This window comes from Mesorhizobium sp. WSM2561, assembly GCF_000513915.1.
GTDB classification, from domain to species: Bacteria; Pseudomonadota; Alphaproteobacteria; order Rhizobiales; family Rhizobiaceae; genus Mesorhizobium; species Mesorhizobium muleiense.
This window is the reverse complement of the sequence record NZ_KI911325.1, coordinates 124,905-142,956: the sequence shown is the minus strand read 5'-3', so window position 1 is coordinate 142,956 and position 18,052 is coordinate 124,905. Positions and strand designations below refer to the sequence as shown.

16 protein-coding genes are annotated in these 18,052 nt (G+C 62.2%); 3 read left to right on the top strand and 13 right to left on the bottom strand.

Annotated features, from left to right (window positions below):
• Positions 1–122 precede the first annotated feature (122 nt).
• A complete protein-coding gene (locus M727_RS38960) occupies positions 123–1,067 on the top strand; it encodes a lipid kinase (RefSeq protein WP_051505882.1) in 945 nt (314 codons plus the stop codon).
• A gap of 130 nt (positions 1,068–1,197) precedes the next feature.
• On the opposite strand, the gene M727_RS43700 is transcribed toward M727_RS38960, so the two are convergent.
• The 4 genes from M727_RS43700 to M727_RS0135025 all read right to left on the bottom strand — a co-directional run bounded on the left by M727_RS43700 (position 1,198) and on the right by M727_RS0135025 (position 4,879).
• Entirely contained in the window at positions 1,198–1,692 is a 495-nt protein-coding gene (locus M727_RS43700) for a hypothetical protein (RefSeq protein WP_245269220.1), read from the bottom strand.
• A 268-nt stretch (positions 1,693–1,960) separates the two neighbouring features.
• Positions 1,961–2,746 (bottom strand): ABC transporter ATP-binding protein, encoded by a 786-nt coding sequence (locus M727_RS0135035; RefSeq protein ID WP_027156396.1) that lies wholly within the window; start codon positions 2,744–2,746, stop codon positions 1,961–1,963.
• Positions 2,740–3,807 (bottom strand): iron ABC transporter permease, encoded by a 1,068-nt coding sequence (locus tag M727_RS0135030; protein ID WP_027156395.1) that lies wholly within the window; start codon positions 3,805–3,807, stop codon positions 2,740–2,742. The genes M727_RS0135035 and M727_RS0135030 overlap by 7 nt, the downstream gene beginning before the upstream one ends.
• Positions 3,797–4,879, bottom strand: coding sequence for an ABC transporter substrate-binding protein (locus tag M727_RS0135025; protein WP_051505900.1), 1,083 nt, complete (start codon positions 4,877–4,879; stop codon positions 3,797–3,799). Before M727_RS0135025 ends, M727_RS0135030 begins: the two co-directional genes overlap by 11 nt.
• A gap of 161 nt (positions 4,880–5,040) precedes the next feature.
• On the opposite strand from M727_RS0135025, the gene M727_RS0135020 reads away from it, so the two are divergent.
• Positions 5,041–5,829 carry a class I SAM-dependent methyltransferase gene (locus tag M727_RS0135020; protein WP_027156393.1) on the top strand — a complete coding sequence of 263 codons (789 nt, stop codon included), beginning with the start codon at positions 5,041–5,043 and terminating at the stop codon, positions 5,827–5,829.
• Positions 5,830–6,057: 228 nt separating this feature from the next.
• Entirely contained in the window at positions 6,058–6,312 is a 255-nt protein-coding gene (locus tag M727_RS0135015) for a helix-turn-helix domain-containing protein (RefSeq protein ID WP_027156392.1), read from the top strand.
• A gap of 45 nt (positions 6,313–6,357) precedes the next feature.
• Here M727_RS0135015 and M727_RS0135010 read toward each other — a convergent pair whose 3' ends face one another.
• From M727_RS0135010 to M727_RS0134970, 9 genes are all read right to left on the bottom strand, one after another.
• Complete coding sequence (locus tag M727_RS0135010) at positions 6,358–7,980, bottom strand: GMC family oxidoreductase N-terminal domain-containing protein (protein ID WP_027156391.1); 1,623 nt, start codon at positions 7,978–7,980, stop codon at positions 6,358–6,360.
• On the bottom strand, positions 7,977–9,491 hold the full coding sequence (locus M727_RS0135005) for an FGGY-family carbohydrate kinase (RefSeq protein ID WP_027156390.1): 1,515 nt from the start codon (positions 9,489–9,491) through the stop codon (positions 7,977–7,979). Before M727_RS0135005 ends, M727_RS0135010 begins: the two co-directional genes overlap by 4 nt.
• A gap of 25 nt (positions 9,492–9,516) precedes the next feature.
• On the bottom strand, positions 9,517–10,359 hold the full coding sequence (locus tag M727_RS0135000) for a class I fructose-bisphosphate aldolase (RefSeq protein ID WP_027156389.1): 843 nt from the start codon (positions 10,357–10,359) through the stop codon (positions 9,517–9,519).
• Entirely contained in the window at positions 10,332–12,068 is a 1,737-nt protein-coding gene (locus M727_RS0134995; RefSeq protein WP_027156388.1) for a glycerol-3-phosphate dehydrogenase/oxidase, read from the bottom strand. The genes M727_RS0135000 and M727_RS0134995 overlap by 28 nt, the downstream gene beginning before the upstream one ends.
• An 18-nt stretch (positions 12,069–12,086) precedes the next feature.
• Positions 12,087–13,082 carry an aldo/keto reductase gene (locus tag M727_RS0134990; RefSeq protein WP_027156387.1) on the bottom strand — a complete coding sequence of 332 codons (996 nt, stop codon included), beginning with the start codon at positions 13,080–13,082 and terminating at the stop codon, positions 12,087–12,089.
• Positions 13,079–14,059 (bottom strand): sugar-binding transcriptional regulator, encoded by a 981-nt coding sequence (locus M727_RS0134985; protein ID WP_023799691.1) that lies wholly within the window; start codon positions 14,057–14,059, stop codon positions 13,079–13,081. The genes M727_RS0134990 and M727_RS0134985 overlap by 4 nt, the downstream gene beginning before the upstream one ends.
• 28 nt (positions 14,060–14,087) lie before the next feature.
• Positions 14,088–15,077 (bottom strand): ABC transporter permease, encoded by a 990-nt coding sequence (locus tag M727_RS0134980; RefSeq protein WP_027156386.1) that lies wholly within the window; start codon positions 15,075–15,077, stop codon positions 14,088–14,090.
• 19 nt (positions 15,078–15,096) lie between these two features.
• On the bottom strand, positions 15,097–16,608 hold the full coding sequence (locus M727_RS0134975) for a sugar ABC transporter ATP-binding protein (protein ID WP_027156385.1): 1,512 nt from the start codon (positions 16,606–16,608) through the stop codon (positions 15,097–15,099).
• Positions 16,609–16,712: 104 nt separating this feature from the next.
• A complete protein-coding gene (locus M727_RS0134970) occupies positions 16,713–17,744 on the bottom strand; it encodes a substrate-binding domain-containing protein (RefSeq protein WP_027156384.1) in 1,032 nt (343 codons plus the stop codon).
• Positions 17,745–18,052 lie beyond the last annotated feature (308 nt).

The window sequence follows — 18,052 nt, the reverse complement described above, 5'->3', positions numbered from 1 at the left end:
TATTACCATGTCAGCCGAATTTCAACCTCCGCAAACGGCTGCCAAAGCCATGATTTTGTGACTTGTTTTCCCAGGCGCCTGTCGACGTCGTAATCCGCAGGCACGCACCCTATCTACGCCGCATGAATGACATCACGAACAGACGCGCGCTTCTACTCATCAATCCAAAGGCACGACGCGGGCAGGAATCTCTCGCACCGGTCGTCGAGCGGCTGGAAACCGGAGGGCTCCGCGTCAGCGTCGAGACATTTGAGGCACTGCCCGAGATAGCACGCGACATCGTGCGCCTTCGCCATAGGGCCGATCTTGTGATCGTGTGCGGCGGCGATGGCTCGGTGTCCTCGGCGGCGGTCGCGGTCATGGAAAGCGGGCTGCCGATGGGCATCATTCCGATGGGGACGGCGAACGATCTGGCGCGCACCCTCGAGATACCGTTGGATCTTGGGAAGGCGGCCGACGTGATAGTAGAGGGCGGACGACGTCTGATCGATATCGGGACCGTCAATGGTCACGCCTTCTTCAACGTCGCGAGCATCGGCCTCAGCACCGATCTTGCCCAGGGGCTGGATCCGGCGCTGAAGAAGCGTTTCGGCAGGTTTGGCTATGCCTTGGCGGCCATGAAAGTGTTGACCAAGGCCCGCCACTTTGAAGCAAGGATTACCGAAAAGGGCGCAACGACCGAAGTCGAGACCTACCAGATAGCGGTCGGCAACGGCCGCCACTATGGCGGCGGCAACGTCGTCGAGGAGACCGCGGAGATCGATGACGGCCATCTCGACCTGTACAGCCTGGAAATGACGAATCTCTGGAAAATGGCGCTCTTGTTGCGCTCGTTCCGCTCCGGCACGCACGGCGCCTGGAGCGAGGTTCGCACGGCCAGATGCGTCGAGTTCGACATCGAGACGAAAAGGCCGATGCCGGTGAACACTGACGGTGAGATCGTCACCTCGACCCCGGCGCATTTCAAGGTCCACCCGAAGGCAATTTCGGTGTTCGCGCCTGCCGTGGCGCGCATACAGCCCCGCACAAAGGTGCTTGGTGACGCGGTCAGCGCAAACGGCGGCTAGACTGGCGATCAAGCGCGCGTCGAATAAACCCAACTGCCTGCGGTCATCTCTCGATCAGGAGTCGGCGCTCTGGAAGAAGGACGCGGGCTGATCTGGCAACAGCAACATAGCCTTCCGGGCATGTCTTCGATCATTGCTTGACGAACGCGCCCGTGTAGGTCTGACCGGCAAGCCTGACGGTTCCCGCCAGGGTTCTGTCGGGCCGCATGACAAAACTGACGTCTGCGCCATTCGGCAGGCGCTCGAGCTTCAACGTAGTCCCCACAATTCTTCCAGTGCCGGCGGCCTCTCCTGGATGGTTGTCGCCCAGAGTTCCCCACGCATAGGTGACCGTCACCTTGCCATTGGAAGAAATCGTCTGAACAGCAAGTTTGGCGTCATACATCCCATCCAATCGTCCGGCCCATAGACCCGAAAAAGCAGCATATTTTGTCGGGACGGTCTTGGCAGGGGGAGTGACCGCCACGGATTGATCAATAATTGCCGAGCCGGAAGGAACAGCGGCAGGATCCGAGGCGGTTTGGGCAGGAATGGGTCCAGGTTCTAACGCAGGTTCGACAGTGGGTCGCGGCGTTTCAGGAGCCGATTGGCACGCGGTTATGGCAAGCGCCGCGAAGCCAAGCATTGCGTTGCACATTCGGCGTGCCATCATCTGGTGCCCCGGCCATCTCTGAATCTAGCGCAGGCTAACCTTATCGCGCGTTTTCATGACCTCTGTCTACCCAAGGTATCTCGTACGACAGTGGCTCGTCGAGGGACGTGCAGCGGTCGTAAGCGAACGCCTCCATTCCTCGCCCAAATAGCCGCCATGGTGATAGCAAATATTTTTGATTCAAGGATTTACGCCAGAATTCTGATCTATTTTCCAGGTTTGGCTTTCGACCGCAGATGCCTCAGGCTGCTATCGACGCAGTCGCTGCCGTTTCGGCGGCAACGCCGTCCACCATGACATGACCGATGCCCCGCGAGCAGCGCTCGATCCTCGCCTCGACGCGGTACACATCACGCAAGAGTGCCGGCGTAACGACCTCTTCCGGCGTGCCGCAGGCGATCATCCGGCCCTCGGCGATGACGATGCATTTGTCGGCGAAGCGCAGGGCCTGATTGAGGTCGTGAATTGCGATCAGCACTGCGATCCCGTGCTTGCGCGCAAGCCCGCGCATGAAGGTCAGCACCTCGACCTGCCGGTGCAAGTCAAGCGCGGACGTCGGCTCGTCCATCAGCAGGATTTCAGGTTCGCGAGCCAGGGTCTGGGCGATGCTTACCACCTGCCTTTGCCCCCCGCTCAATTCTCCGACGTTGCGAAAGGCAAGATCCGAGATGCTGAGCGCGGCCAGGATGCCGTCTATGAGTGCGAGGTCGCCGTCGCTGACCGACCAGGCCGAGCCCTGCTTGCGGGCGAGCAGGATCGATTCATAGACGGTCAGCACCGCGTTGGCTGCCGTATCCTGCGGCATATAGCAGATGCCGTCCGGCCCCTTCACCGCTCCCTCGAGGCAGACGCGTCCCGGGCCCTTCAGAAGTCCTGCGATGCGCTTGAACAGCGTCGACTTCCCCGCTGCGTTGGGTCCGATCACGGCGACAACCTCGCCACCCCGGAAAATGGGAGTTGAAACATCCGAAAGGACGAGCCGTGGCCCGTGGAAGGCGCCGAGACCATCGAGCCTGATCGTTACCATGAGCGCCTCACATTCGAGAGGATCAGCGAGATGAAGAAGGGAATGCCGATAAGCGAGGTGACGATGCCGATCGGGAAGATCGTGCCTGGAACGAGCGACTTGCTGGCAACCGAACTCGCCGAAAGGATGAGCGCCCCCGAAAGCGCCGAGGCGGGCAGGAAGAAGCGCTGATCTTCTCCAATCAGCATGCGGGCGATGTGCGGACCGACAAGCCCGATGAAGCCGATCGTGCCGACGAAGGCGACGGGAATGGCAGCAAGGAGGCTCACCATCATCATGGTTTCGAGCCTGAGGCGTGCGACCTTGACGCCAAAGCTCGCGGCCTTGTCTTCGCCTAGCCGCAGCGCCGTCAGCGCCCAGGCGCGGCGCACGAATATCGGAAGTGTTGCGAGAAGGATGAGGCTGGTGATGATGAGCTTGGGCCAAGTGGCTTTGGTGAGGCTTCCCATCGTCCAGAACACGACCGCGGCGAGCGCCTGCTCGGAGGAAAGATACTGGACGAGCGACAGCAGCGCATTGAAGGTGAATACGAGCGCGATGCCGAGAAGCACGATGGTTTCGACCGTCACGCCGCGCTTGAGGCTCAGAAGGTGGATGACGAGCGCGGTCAGCATCGCCACCACGAAGGCGTTGAGCGGCACGATATATTCGATCGCGGCCGGGATCAGCGCGACGCCGAAGGCGAGAGCGAGTGCTGCGCCAAAGCTGGCCGCCGCCGAAATGCCGAGCGTGAACGGGCTGGCGAGCGGATTGTTGAGGATGGTCTGCATCTGCGCACCGGCGACCGACAGTGCTGCGCCGACGACCACTGCCATCAGCGCGATGGGAAGCCGGATGTCCCACAACACGACGCGCACCTGAAGCGGCACACTGCCGGGAGAAACCAGGGCGAGCACCACCTGGTCGAGGCTATAGCTTGCGGGCCCGAGCGCGAGGTCGATGCAGAGGCTCAGCAGCAGCGCCAGGGCGAGCCCCGCCAGGATCAGCTGCTTGCGCAGGACAAGGGCGCGGTAGAGCCCGCGCCCTTGCTTGGCTGACAGTGCGGCCGGTTCACTGCTCATCGGAGAGCGAGACCCAATGGCCAGGCCTGTACCCGACCGGCAGGAACTTCTCGTGCAACTCCTTGAAGGTGGCCTCGGCGTCGAGATCGGCGAACAGGTCGGGATGCAGCCATTTGGCCATCTGCTGTATGGCGACGAACTGATAGGGGCTGTTGTAGAACTGGTGCCAGATCGCGTGGACCTGCCCGTTCTCCACCGCCTTGATGCCGGTTAGCGCGGGCCGCTCGGTCAGGCCCTTGAGTTTCTTCAGTGCCGCCGCTTCGTCGGCGCCGGGACCGACGCCGACCCATTTTCCGCCCGGCACGTAGGCCTCCCAATTGCCGCCCGTCACAATCACCTGGTCGGGATCGCTGGCGATGATCTGTTCGGGATTGAGCGCGCCAAACGTGCCCGGGATCAGGTCGGCCGCGATATTGGCCCCGCCGGCCATGTCGACGAACTTGCCGAAATTGTCGTTGCCGAAGCTCATGCAGCAATCATCGGAATAGCCCCCGGCGCGATCGATGAACACGGTCGGGCGCTTCGGATTCTTCTCGGCGATCACATCGGTGACGCGCGCGATCTGGGCCGCGCGGTAGGCGATGAACGCCTCGGCCCGCTGTTCCTGGCCAAGCAGCTTGCCGATCAGGCGCATGCTCGGCTCGGTGTTGGTGAAGGGTTGCTCGCGGAAATCGACATAGACCACCGGAATGCCGACGGCGGCGAGCTTCTCGATATATTGCGCGTCCTCGGTTGCCTGCTTGGACTCGATGTTCATGATCATCACGTCCGGGTCAAGCGCGATGGCCTGCTCGATGTCGAAGGTGCCGTCCTTGAAACCGCCGAAGGTCGGTATCGCCGCCATCGACGGGAATTTTTCCAGATAGACGGCGTAATTGTCGGGATCGGCCTGGGAGAAATCCTCGCGCCAGCCAACGATGCGCTTGAAAGGGTTGTCGGTATCGAGCGCGGCGATCAGGTAGATCTGCCGGCCTTCGCCGAGGATGACCTTCTCGACCGGCGTCTTCACCTCGACCTTGCGGCCGGCAATGTCGGTGACGGTCTCGGCGCGCGCGCCTGGGGCAAGCGGCATCAAGGCCGCGAGCGCGACCGCGGCCGCAAATATCGATTTCAAAATCATTGGGCTCTCGCAATTCAGTTGCCGGCCCCGCTTATGAAACATGAATTGTATAATCAAGAATTTTCTTTTAGAGCAATTCCAATGTAGCCGCTTTGGGGAGTGCGTTTCGGGCGATGACGGCTCACGCAAACTATTCGCTGCGCGACGAGATTCGGGACTATTGGTCCGACCGCGCCGAGACATTCGACCTGCAGGTCGGCCACGAGATTTTTTCCGAGCAGGAGCGTGCCGCCTGGCACGCGCTCATAACCAGGCACCTTGGGCCAGGCGCCGGGCGGGCGTCCCTGGATCTCGCCTGCGGGACAGGCGTCATTTCGCATCTGATGCACGATCTGGGCTTTGTGGTGACAGGCCTCGACTGGTCGGAAGCCATGCTCACCAAGGCGCGCGCCAAGGCACAAGAACGCTCCGCCGATATCCGCTTCACCGTGAGGGATGCCGAACGCACGCTCGAGGACAGGGCGAGCTACGATGTCATCGTCACCCGTCACCTGGTCTGGACGCTGCTGGATCCGAAGGCGGCCTTTGCCGAATGGTTCTCGCTGCTGAAGCCCGGCGGCAGGCTGCTGGTCATCGATGGCGATTTTGTCAGCCGCAACTGGGCGACGCGTATGCGGGAACTTTGGGAGAAGCTCACGGCTGGCACGTCCCGGGTCTCGGACAATGACGGCGCCGCCATGGCCAGACGTCATCAGAACATTCTTGCCCGTGTCTATTTCTCAGACGGCGCACGAGCGGAAGAGATAGTTCGCTTGCTGGCCGAAGCCGGGTTCGAGCAGCCGGTCGTGGACTGGAAACTGGGCGCGATCCATCGCGCCCAGGCTCGACGGATGAGTTGGCCCAAGGCGCTCGAACGCGCCACTCAACACCGCTTCGCGATCTGCGCGAAAAAGCCGCAGTAACACCTCGGCGCTGCCGGAATCGGTCGCTCCATGCCACCTTAAAAGGCCACCACCCGCGGCCGTCCCTCCCAAGCCGTCATGTGGACGAAGCATGGTCGTTATCTTCGGTTATCCGCGTACGCGCCTTTTTTAGCTTTACTCCAAGATGCGTATAAGATTGGAATATACGCGAATACGTATATTTCCGATCTATACGTCTTCGCGTATATTCTCTATTGGAGGCGCTCCATGACCGAGCAAATCGCCCGAACGGAAAAACAGCTCGGCGCCATTGTACGCCGCGTCCGCAAACAGGCCAGCCTTACCCAAGGCGGACTGGGGGATCGCATTCACCTGCGCCAGGGAACAGTTTCACGCCTCGAGGCCGGAGAGCCCGCGGTCCAACTGCGGACGCTGATGGCCGCGCTCTCGGCGCTCGACCTGGAAATCGTCATCCGCCCGCGCACCAAGGGCAGCGCCGCCGACATCGAGGACCTGTTCTGATGGGACGCCCGCGCGGCCGCGCTCCACTAGATGCGCCACCGCGGATTATTTCTCCTGGTTGGCGTCCTGCAGGATCATCTCCGATGCCTTCTCCGCGATCATGACCACTGGAGAGTTGGTGTTGCCGGAAACGATCGTCGGCATGATCGAAGCATCGATGACGCGCAGGCCAGAAATGCCGTGCACCCGCAGCCGGCCGTCGACCACTGCCGTCGAGCCTGAGCCCATCTTGCAGGTGCCGACCGGGTGGAAAATCGTCGTGCCGATATCGCCGGCCTTGCGGACGAGTTCTTCGTCGCTTTCATAATGTGCACCGGGCAGCATTTCCTCAGGCGCGAAACGGGCAATGGCGCGCGCCTTCATCAAGCGGCGGACGTGGCGGAGCGATGCCACAGCCACGGTCCTGTCTCCCTCGGTAGACAAATAGTTCGGCCGGATCTTCGGAGCCGCCTGCGGATCGGACGCCTCCATGTGGACGGTGCCGCGGCTTTCCGGTCTGAGATTGCAGACCGAAACCGTGACCGCGGGGAAGCGATGCAGCGGCTCGCCCAGCCGGTCAGTGCTCAACGGCTGGACATGGTATTCGAGATCGGGCGTCTCCAGGCGTGGGTCGCTCCTGGCGAAGATACCAAGCTGGCTCGGCGCCATCGACAGCGGTCCGCTGCGACGGATGGCGTATTCGACGCCCATGGCCGCGCGGCTGAACAGATTGTGGTAGTGCTGGTTTAGCGTCGAGGCGTTGGCGACCTTGAAGACTGTGCGGATCTGCAAATGATCCTGCAGGTTCTCGCCGACGCCTTCCAGCGCGTGGCGAACCGGGATTCCTGCTGCGCCAAGCACGGCAGGTCGGCCGACGCCGGAAAGCTCGAGCAGCTTCGGCGAATTGATCGCACCGGCGGCAAGGATCGTCCCGCCTGCCCGCGCTCGATGCAGTTGGCCGCCCATGCGGAAGACGACGCCGGTGACGCAAGCTCCGTCGAAATCCAGCGTCTCGGTCTCGGCGCCGGTGACGACGCGCAAATTCGGCCGTCGCAGCGCGCTGCGCAGGAACGCCTTCGAGGTATTCCAGCGCACGCCTTTCCTCTGGTTGACCTCGAAATAGCCCGACCCTTCGTTGGTCCCGCCGTTGAAGTCCTCGGTCCGGGGGATGCCGAGTTCCTCGGCAGCATCGCGGAAGGCATCGAGGATCGGCCACGACAGGCGCTGGCGCTCGACGCGCCATTCGCCACCGGCGCCGTGAAGGTCGTTGGGGCCACCAAAATGGTCCTCGGACTTGCGGAAATACGGAAGCACGTCATCCCAGCCCCAACCGAGATTTCCGGCTTGCCGCCAGCCATCATAGTCGGCCGCCTGGCCGCGCATGTAGATCATGCCGTTGATCGATGAGCAGCCGCCCAGAAGCTTGCCGCGCGGATAGTTGAGCGCACGACCGTTCAGCCCGGGCTCCGGCTCGGTCTTCATCAGCCAATCGGTGCGCGGGTTGCCCATGCAGTAGAGATAGCCGATGGGAATGTTGACCCAGTGGTAGCGGTCGCTGCCGCCGGCTTCCAGAAGCAGCACGCGCATGGCTGGATTGGCCGAAAGTCTGTTGGCCAGCACGCAGCCGGCTGAACCTGCGCCGACGATGATGAAGTCGTAGTGTCCAAAATCGGCAGCGGTCTGTGTCAATTGGGCGTCCGTTCGCTTGCCATCCTGTCCCATAGCGGACCCATGGCCTGGTTGATCTCGCCATAGAGACGATAGCGCTGCTCATAGGCCGGTGCGATTGCGCTGTTGGGCTGGTAGCAGCGGTCGGGCGCGGTCATCGCGGCGGCGCCCGCAGAGAAGTCGGCAAACAAGCCGACGCCTGTCCCGGCTGCAATCGCAGCTCCCAGCGCACCTGTCTCGCGGCTGCGCGCCACGGTCACCGGCACGTCCAGCACATCTGCGAATATCTGCGGCCAGACGGCGCTGCGCGAGCCGCCGCCCGAAAGAACCGCCTGGCTGACAGTCGCTCCCGCTCGACGCAGCGTCTCGACATGGCGCCGGTGCTCGAAGACGACGCCCTCGAACAGTGCGCGCAGCATATGCGCCCGCGTGTGCCAGCCGGCGATGCCGTAGAAACCGGCACGCGCCTTGCCGTTCTGCTGCGAGCCGTAAAGGAATGGGTGGTAGATCGGCACGTCTCCCGCGGGATCGACGGAAGCAACAAGCTCGCTGCAGATCTCGAATGGCGATGCGCCTGCCGGCGGCGCATACTCGAAGAACTCACGCACGAGCCACTCGAGATTTGCGGCCGAAGTGGCGCTCGATTCGATGGCGAGGTAGCGCAGCGGATCGAACGTCGACAGCATGAAGATCGACGGGTCGCGGATCGGCTTTTCGGTGATAACCTGGTTGATGCTCCAGGTGCCGGCAATGATCGAGGCGGCGCCGGTGCTGGTGACGCCCGAACCGATGGCGCTGGCGACGACGTCGAACAGGCCGGCCACCACAGGCGTGCCCGCAAGAAGGCCGGTGGCAGTGGCGACATCGCGCGTGACATGGCCGGCGATGTCGGAGGCTTCCAGCACGTCCGGCAGCAGTTCCATGCAATCGTCGAGACCGTAGGCGGCCAGCAACTCAGGCTCGTAGCGTCGGCCAGGCATGTGCAAAAGCCCGCAGCCCGACATGTCCGAGGTCTCGGTCGAGCGTGCGCCGGTGAGGCGGTTGACGACAAAATCCTTGCACAGGAAGACGGTGCCAATTTTGGCAAAAAGTGCCGGATCGTGGCGCTTGAGCCACGCCAGGAGGGTCGGAGTCTGCGCCGCCCAGGGCCGTTGCAGGCAGTGCATATAGGTCCGGTCGCCAACGCCTGCGGCCGCCCATTCGCTGACGATGCCGACGCCGCGCGTGTCGAGCGACTGGATGCCGAGCAGCGGGTCGCCGCCGCGGTCCAGCGCGTAGAGCCCGTTGCCGTGGCCGGCGCAGCCGATCACCGCGATCTCGTGGGGGTCGATGCCCGATTGGTCGAGGCATTGGCGGATGACCTCGACGGCGTTGCGCCACAATTCGCCGAGGTCCCGCTCGACATGGCCGGGCTCTGGCATGCAGGAACGGCCGTCACGAGTGGCAAGCGCCAGCTCGCGACCTGCGGTGTCGAAGATGATGGCCTTGATGACGGTATTGCCCGCATCAAGGCCAAAAATGTATCGCTGCATTGAAGCTCCTCCCAAGCTACAAAGATTATCCTTGTTGGTAGAGCTCCCAGGCCGCCGCACCGTCGGCATTCTCATGGATGATCGCCATCAGTCCCCTCACGACGGCGCGAGGGTTGGAATGCTGGTATATGTTGCGGCCATAGACCATGCCTGCCGCGCCTTGTGCCATCAGTGCCGCCGACTTGTCGAAGACGGCGCGCAAATCCTCCCTGCCCCCACCGCGCACAAGGACAGGACAGCGTGCCGCCGCCACCACTCGGTGGAAGTCGTTCGGATCGGTGGTCGGATCCGCCTTGATGATGTCGGCGCCCATCTCGCTGGCGAGCCGGGTCAGGGTGACGATCTTTTCGGGGTCGCCGTCGACCATGTAGCCTCCGCGCTCCGAATTGGGCAGCATTGCCAGCGGCTCGATCATCAGCGGCAAGCCATATCTTTCACAGTCGGCGCGAACCCTGGCAATGTTGTGGACGCATTGCCGAAACAGGTCCGGCTCGTCGGGCAGCATGAACAGATTGACGACCACGCAGGCCGCGTCCATCTCCAGCGCGCCGATCAGCGGCTCGGCTTCGTTCTGCAGGATGGCCCACATCGAGCGATGTCGGGTTTTGTTGTATGGATTGCCCATGTCTATGCGCATGACCAATGCCGGCTTGTCCTTGCCAGGCAGGGACTGCAGCAGATCGGCCTGGCCATAATTCATCTGAATGGCGTCCGGCCCCGCGGCGACCAGCTGGCCGACGACGCCGGCCATATCCTCCAGCCCTTCCAGGAACGACGGCTCGTTGCATACGCCATGGTCGATTGCGACGTCGAGACAGCGCGCCCCGCCGAACAGCCGGTTCATGCGGACTTTCTTGTTGATGCGCATTCGGCGCTCCTTCCTTGGTCTTTTTGCGATAGCTGGTCGAGATCGACGCCGTGCTGGCGTTGCAGCAGGGCAAGGAAATCGGTGCGCTCGAATGCCTTGCGCGCAGCATCCCAGCTCTTTTCGACTGCGAGAATATCGAGAACCGCATCGAGAAGGCCGCAAGAGAGAGCGCCGGTGATCGCGATTGTCGTGCGGCGGAGCAGCAGGTCCTCCAGCTGTTCGACATATTCATTGGCGATGAGATATCGGATTTCCCGGGCCGAGTAGTCGCTGCCAGGCAAGAGCTCGTCCTGTCCCGCTGCCAAATAGGCGGCGACGGCATCCGCCACGGTGCCGTAGCGCTCGAAGAGGCTGCGCATGCGGTCAAGCGACAGGCCATGCGCCGCCGCGCGTTCCGCGCACCACTTTTCGGAGGCCATGGGATAATGCCGGCCGCCGCCGATCGGCATGTTTTCGGTGCCGACGATGCGCTGTCGGCACAATCGCTCGAGCACGATATCCGCGGCCAGTGCGCCGAACGACCGGAAGGTTGTCCATTTCCCGCCGATCATGCACAGCATCGGCGGCACCATACCGGCGCCCTCGATGAGCTCGCAGAAATGATCGCGGGGAATGCGCCCGGTAAAACTGTCCCGGCTTATCGGCAGCGGCCTCACCCCGGTGAACTGAAAGACGATGTCGGAATCAGCGATCTCGATATCGGGAAACACGAAGGACACGGACTGCCGGATGTATTGCCGCTCGTCGTCCTCGCAGCGCGCCTGGTCGGGATCGTCGACACGGATATCCGTCGAGCCGACCAGCACATTGCCGAGATAGGGGAACAGGATGCAGATCCGGCCGTCATCGTTCTCGTAATAGATCATGTGGCCGTCGAGGGCGTCGTGAAGCTCGCGATTATCGACGATCAGATGCGAACCTTTGGTGCCGCCCATAAACTTCGGCGCAACGGCTCCGATAGCCGAATTGGTCAGGTCGATCCAGCCGCCTGTGGCGTTGACGACGAGCCGCGGCTTCACGGCGACCGGTTCGCCAGACAGTCCGTCGTTGAGCGCGAGGCCCGCGTCACCGAGCGATATGCGTGCATAGTTGAGCGCTCGAGCCGATGGTTTTTCGTTCATGGTGTCGCGCAGCATCTCGGTACCCAGCCGCTCGGGGTGGCTGACCCAGGCGTCATAGTATGTCGCCGAATTGCGGATAGCAGGATTGATTGCAGGCCAGACCTTGAGTGTTTCAGCGCGGCTCCTGAACTTGTGCGTCGGGACGATACGCCGTGCGGCGGTGAAGAAGTCATACATCGCCAGGCCGGTCTTGATGACCAATGCGCCGCGCCGACCCGGGCGACGGCTTAGCCCAAGGAAACGGAATGCGCCATTTGCTATGCCTGAGAACAGGTCGAAGATAGGCACTGTGGTCGGCAGTGGCGCAACGTAATGCGGCGCGTTCTTCAATAGCCGATCGCGTTCGAGCAGAGATTCGCGGACCAGCTTGAACTCGCCGTTTTCAAGGTAGCGCAAGCCGCCATGAACCATGCGCGAGAGGGCTGCGCTGGCGCCGCCACAATAATCGCCCTTTTCGGCGAGCAGGACGTCGACGCCCTGCAAAGCGAGTTCGCGAAACACGCTGATGCCGTTAATGCCGCCGCCTATGACGAGGACGTCGACATCGGGGTTCTCGCGCAAGCCGGCGATCGTCTGGATGCGATTCATCTCAGGACGCGCTTTCTATCACGCGTCTATCGCTACGAGATGCCCGGCCACCGCTGCATCGATGGCCCCCAGTTCCGCCGCGCTCAACAAAATCTCCCCTGCCCTGGCGTTGTCGAGCGCCTGCGTCGCGTTTCGCGCTCCACACAACGCGAAGGTGATGCCGGGCTGCGCCAGCGTCCAGGCGATGACGATCTGCGCCATGCTTGCCTGGTGGACCTCCGCGACCGGGGTCAGGGCATGTTTCAACGCAGCTACCTTGCGCCGGTTGGCCTGAGAGAAGCGCGGATTGTCTTTGCGCTGGTCGTCGCCGCTGAACTCACGCGCCGGATCGATGGCGCCTGAGAGCAGGCCGAGTGCAAGCGACGAGTAACTGAGTGCTGCAACTTGATGCTGGCGCGCGATCGGCAGCAATGTCTGCTCGATCTCGCGATCCAGCATCGAATATCTTTCCTGGATCGCGTCGAGCTGGCCAGCGGCGACATACTGCTGCAGCTCGGCAGCATTGAGATTGCTGGCGCCGATGGCGCGGATCTTGCCAGCGGATTTGAGGCGTTCGAGCGCTTCCATTGTTTCGGCAATGGGTGTCGTCGGGTCCTGCCAGTGGGTGATGTAGAGATCGATATAGTCGGTGCCGAGCCGCCGCAGGCTCTGTTCCACTTCACAAGCGATGCCGTCGGCGCCCAGATATCGGTTCACCGGCGTTCCATCCTGATCGAAGAAGTGGTTGCCCTTTTTCGAATGCCAGTTCAGGCCGCATTTGCTGGCGATGACCGCGCGGTTGCGCCGGCCCTTGATGGCCTTGCCGACGATCTCTTCGCTGCGGCCGAGGCCGTAAGCCGGCGCGGTATCGATCAGCGAGACGCCGGCATCGATGGACGCCTGGATGGCGGCGATCGATTCTGCTTCATCCGTGCCACCCCACATCCAGCCGCCGATGGCCCAGGTGCCGAGTCCCACCGCCGAAGCGACAACGCCGGACTTGCCGATTGAGCGGGTGATTTGTCGAGAATTCATGCTGCATTTCCTTCGGCGAGCTCGAGGATCTTCAAGCCGGTGGTTTCGTCGGTGACGAGAGTATCGAGGTGAGAGCCGCGCATGGCACTGAGGATCGGGACCACCTTGCTGGCGCCGCTGGCGACCCCGATCGACTGCGGAATGGTCGCGAATTCCTCGAGCGTCAGCGAGACCAGCGAGCGGTTGAGGCTGTAGTCGGCGAGCTTGCCGTCGCCGTCTATGAGATGGGCGAGCAGCTCGCCCGCCGCCCCCGAGCGCTCGATGGCTAGCCGGTCGGCGCTCGAGGATGGGTGCAGATCGTAGTAGCTCGAATCGTCAGCCAGGATGGAGCCGATGCCGACCACCGCAAGCGTTGCTTCGCGCGCCTTGTTGAAGACGTCCGAAACCGCCCGGACGCCCATCAGCATGTCACGTTGGGCCGGGCTGTCGGCAAACAGCGGCGCGTGGATCTGATAGGCGCGGCCGCCGAGCTTGTCGGCCATCAGAGACGCGACATGATTGACGTCGGTGTAATGCTTGCCCTGGACCAGGCCGGTCGCGGGAACTACCTCGACGTCGTAGCCGCGGCTCGGCTTGAGGCCGGCGACGACGGCACTCACCCCCTTGCCCCCGGTAATGGAAATCGTGTCGCCGTCCTTGATCGTCTCGAGCACCAGCCTGGCTGCGGCCTCACCGACACGCTGAAGCGCAGTCTGCGGATTGTCCGAAACGGAGGGGACGACGACGGCCCTTTGGAGTCCGCCGATCGCGACAAGTCGCGCCTCGATGTCGATCAGTTGCTCGACCGGCGACTTGATCTTGATCTCGACAAGCCCGAGTTGATGACCGCGTTTGATGAGGCGGTTGACGGTCGCATGCGAGATGCCGAGCTCCTTGGCGATTTCCGCCTGCGTCTTGGCTTCCATGTAATGAAGCACAAGAGCCTGATACATCTGGCGGACGATCGTGACGTCGTCCCGCGAATTGGGTGGTGACATGATGGATGCTCAACTCTCGCGCTGCTGCTCAGGACTTCCTGCGGTGCAGGAAGTGGTCGATCGATACCGCCGCGAGCAGGATGCATCCCTTGATCATGTCCTGCCAATAGACTGAAACGTCGAGCAGGATCAGCGAGCTTGTGACGACCGAGAGCAGCGCCATGCCCAGTATGGCGCCGAAGATGGTGCCCGAGCCGCCATTGAGCGATGCTCCGCCAATCACCGCCGCGGCGATGATGTTGAGCTCCATGCCAGCGCCGAAGGTCGGAGTCGCAGCGCCAAAGCGTGACATATAGATGACGCCGGCAAAGCCCGCGAGGGTGGAGCAGAGAACCGTGACCCAGAATTTGACCTGCTTGGTCTTGATGCCCGAAAATTGGGCCGCCTTCTCGTTGCTGCCGGTATAAAAGACCTTGCGGAAGGCGGTGGCACGCCGAAGCAGAAAATCGAAGATGGCCACGACCACGACAAAGATGACGATGACATAAGGCACATTGCCGAAGCTGCCCTGGCCGATCGCCTTGAACCCGGGCGGCAGGGTGAACAGCGACAGCGGGGTTCCCTTGGTGATGACAAGACAGAGACCGCGCACGATCACCATCGCCGCCAGCGATGTGATGAAGTGATTGAGCCCGATAACGGTTACGAAGAAGCCCATCACCGCGCCGATCAGCGCGCTGGTGCCTATGCCGACGAGGCTCGCGGTCCATGGGTCCAAACCCATCAGGAACAGAGCGCCTGACACGACCATGGAGAAGCAGACCACCGACCCGACGGAAAGGTCGATGCCGCCGACTATGAGGAGTATCGTCATGCCGACCACGACGATGCCTTCAATCGAGAAGCTCATCAGCATGGCGCGGAAATTTCCCCAGGTCAGGAAATGCGGCGAAGCGAATGTCATGGCGATGCACAGCGCCAGCATGATTGCGATCAGCCCCGCCTCGCGCATTGACCCAAGACGCAGCCAGTTGCGCCCGCCAAGCCCGGGGGCGCTCGCCTTGATTTCAGCGTCCATGAGGGTTCCTCCGGTCTGTCTAAGCGACATTCTGAACCTGCCTTGCGTTTGATCGTTGCTGCCGGAGACCCGATGCCAGCAGCATGATTGCCTCTTCGGTCAATTCGTCAGCCCCCAGTTCGCCGACGATGGCACCTTGGTGTATGACAAGCACCCGGTCGCTCAGCCCGATCAATTCCGGAAGCTCGGATGAAATCACGATGACGCCGACGCCCCGCTCGGCAAGATCGCGAAGCAGGCGATGAATTTCCACTTTGGCGCCGACATCGACCCCACGTGTTGGCTCGTCCAGAATGACCACCTTGGGGCCGACCGAAAGAAGCCTGGCGATGGCGACTTTCTGCTGGTTGCCACCGCTAAGCGTCGACACCTGTGTCTCGATGCCGCCCATGCGCACGCCGTGGCGCACGACCAGGTCGGTGGCTTGCTTTGCCTCGGCGCGGCGATCGAGCAGCCCAAGCGGCGTGGTCAGCTTCCGAAGGTCGAGCGCGGAGATATTGGATGCAACCGACAGGTCGAGGAACAGGCCCGACGCCTTGCGGTCCTCCGAGAGGTAGACCAGGCCCGCGCGCACCGCATCGCTGTAGGTCCTGATGCTGACCGGCTCGCCATTGAGTTCGACCGATCCCGACACTTTCGGGCGCAGGCCGCAAACGGTCTGGACCATTTCGCTGCGACCGGCGCCAATCAACCCGCCGACGCCAAGAATTTCGCCTGCTCGAAGCGTGAAACCAACGCCGGCGGAACCCTGTCGATAGGAGAGATTTTCGACCGACAGCACAGGGCGGTCGGTACGCCGCTCAGGCGAGAGCTTTTCGGGATAGAGCTGCGTGATTTCGCGCCCGACCATCTTGCGTACGACATCATTGGGAGCGACCGAAGCGATAGAATCGGTCGCTACGTATCTGCCGTCACGAAACACCGTGACGCGGTCGCACAGGCTGAAGATCTCGGCCATCCGATGGCTGATGTAGATGATTGAAATTCCGCGCGCCTTGAGATCGCGGACGATTGCGAAAAGGCGCTGCGCCTCGGTCTCGGTCAGGGCGGCCGTCGGCTCGTCGAGCATCAGCACCCGGCATTCGAGCGTCAGCGCCTTGGCGATTTCCACAAGTTGCTGGTTGGAAATCGAAAGGTCGGCCACCGGCGTCTCGACCGGGATCGGCGCCAGCAGGTCCATTATCTTCTGCGCATCGGCGTAGAGCCGGCGAAAATTCATCAGCGGCGCGCGCCGATTGTTGACGGCCGCCATGAGGATATTCTCGGCCACATGGACGAGGCCTATGCCAAGCCGCTGCGCGGCGGATGGCGATGTGATGGTGACGTTCTTGCCTTCGAGACGAATGGCGCCTTCGTCGGGTTGCACAATGCCGGCGATGATATTCATCAGCGTGGACTTGCCCGCACCGTTCTCGCCGCACAGCGCATGAATTTCGCCGCGCTGCAGCGTGAAATCGACCCCGGTCAGCGCTTTGATGGCGCCGAACGATTTCGAGATGTCGCGGATTTCAAGAATGGCGGCGGCAGTCACTCCGTCCCCCTTCAGCGTTGAAATTGATAATATGGCCGGGGTCGACGGGGCGAACGCGCCCCGTCGGGTCTAGCATTCCGAAGGAGCTCCAGGAGCGGCAGGCCCTATTCCTCGATGCCCTTGGTGCCGCGCCGCTTGAGGTAGGCGTCCCAATAGAAATCGTCGGCATTTTCCGCGGTGACGATGGAAAAGCCGTTGTCGACGAAGGGCACGCTCATGCCGTTGAAGCCCGACCGCCGGGCGTCGTTCATCGGATCGATCAGTTCAGGATGCTTGGCCAGCCACAGCAGCATGAACCCCATATAGCCCTGCATGCCCTGGTTCGGGTTGACTGAGCCAAAGATTTCGCCGGCCTTGATCATGTCGAGGATCTTGGCGTTGACGTCGGCCAGCATGACCCGGATCTTGCCGCCGCCTTCCTTGGCGGCCTGAGCTGCGCCGATTGCCGAGTTGGCTTCCGGCATGAACACCGCGCCCAGATCGGGATGCGCCTGAGCAAGGCTGAGCACGGCCTGATAGGCCTTCGTCGCATCCTGGTTCGACGCAGCGCGGCCGACGAGCTTCATATCCGGCCATTTGGCTTCCATGCGGGCGATGAACGCGGCAATGCGCTTGTCGTGATTGTCCTGTCCGGGGTTTTCGAGGACCGCGTATTCGCCCTTGCCGTCCATCGCCTTGGCGACTGCATCGGCAGCATAGGTGCCTTCGGCGACGTTGTCGGAGGTGATGTAGGATACGCGTTTGGAGTTGGGCGAGTCTGCGGCGAATGTGACTACTGCCGTTCCCTGCTCAATGGCCCGATTGATTGGCTCGATGAAGGGATCGGAGTTCATCGGATGGACCAGGATGCCAGCCGGCTTCTGAGCCAGCGCCTGGTCGAACGTCGCAATCTGCTTGTTCACGTCGTATTCGGGGGTCCCGGTATATTCGGTCTCGCAGCCGAACTGTTTTCCAGCCTGCTTGAACATCTCGTAGACCGGGAACCAATATTCGACGCCGGAAACCATGACGTTCATGACGTATTTTTCACCCGGCTCGCACTTGAACGGGTTAGCGGCCTGGGCAGCGGCGTGGCTTGCCCCCAACACTGTGGTGGCGGCTGCCGAAATGGCGAGCATGCTCAAAAATTTGCGCAAGAGTCCTCCCTCGGCCGAAGCCTGGTCAATTGGGCGGTCGGACACTTGCGTGCCGCCGCTTGTGGTTGATGAGGCCGAACCTCCTCCCGAGGCCCAGCAGCTGATCATTCGCAGGAGTTGGTCAAGCTGTCAATAAAATTCACATACAGAAATATATTTCACGACTGCTCGGTGCACCCGCCCGGCCGAGACGACAAGCGCCGCCATCGCAGCGGCCGTCCTCGTTCACGAGGACCGGCGCCGAAGCCGTTAGGGTCGCCAGTGTTAGTGAGTGAACAGCCAGGCAAGCTCAGGTCAGCGGTTTCAAC

Bases quoted from the DNA above. Each gene is read 5' to 3' on its own strand.
- M727_RS38960 (WP_051505882.1), top strand. From the start codon at position 123: ATGAATGACATCACGAACAGACGCGCGCTTCTACTCATCAATCCAAAG.
- M727_RS43700 (WP_245269220.1), bottom strand. From the start codon at position 1,692: ATGCTTGGCTTCGCGGCGCTTGCCATAACCGCGTGCCAATCGGCTCCT.
- M727_RS0135035 (WP_027156396.1), bottom strand. From the start codon at position 2,746: ATGGTAACGATCAGGCTCGATGGTCTCGGCGCCTTCCACGGGCCACGG.
- M727_RS0135030 (WP_027156395.1), bottom strand. From the start codon at position 3,807: ATGAGCAGTGAACCGGCCGCACTGTCAGCCAAGCAAGGGCGCGGGCTC.
- M727_RS0135025 (WP_051505900.1), bottom strand. From the start codon at position 4,879: ATGCCGCTTGCCCCAGGCGCGCGCGCCGAGACCGTCACCGACATTGCC.
- M727_RS0135020 (WP_027156393.1), top strand. From the start codon at position 5,041: ATGACGGCTCACGCAAACTATTCGCTGCGCGACGAGATTCGGGACTAT.
- M727_RS0135015 (WP_027156392.1), top strand. From the start codon at position 6,058: ATGACCGAGCAAATCGCCCGAACGGAAAAACAGCTCGGCGCCATTGTA.
- M727_RS0135005 (WP_027156390.1), bottom strand. From the start codon at position 9,491: ATGCAGCGATACATTTTTGGCCTTGATGCGGGCAATACCGTCATCAAG.
- M727_RS0135000 (WP_027156389.1), bottom strand. From the start codon at position 10,359: ATGCGCATCAACAAGAAAGTCCGCATGAACCGGCTGTTCGGCGGGGCG.
- M727_RS0134995 (WP_027156388.1), bottom strand. From the start codon at position 12,068: ATGAATCGCATCCAGACGATCGCCGGCTTGCGCGAGAACCCCGATGTC.
- M727_RS0134990 (WP_027156387.1), bottom strand. From the start codon at position 13,082: ATGAATTCTCGACAAATCACCCGCTCAATCGGCAAGTCCGGCGTTGTC.
- M727_RS0134985 (WP_023799691.1), bottom strand. From the start codon at position 14,059: ATGTCACCACCCAATTCGCGGGACGACGTCACGATCGTCCGCCAGATG.
- M727_RS0134980 (WP_027156386.1), bottom strand. From the start codon at position 15,077: ATGGACGCTGAAATCAAGGCGAGCGCCCCCGGGCTTGGCGGGCGCAAC.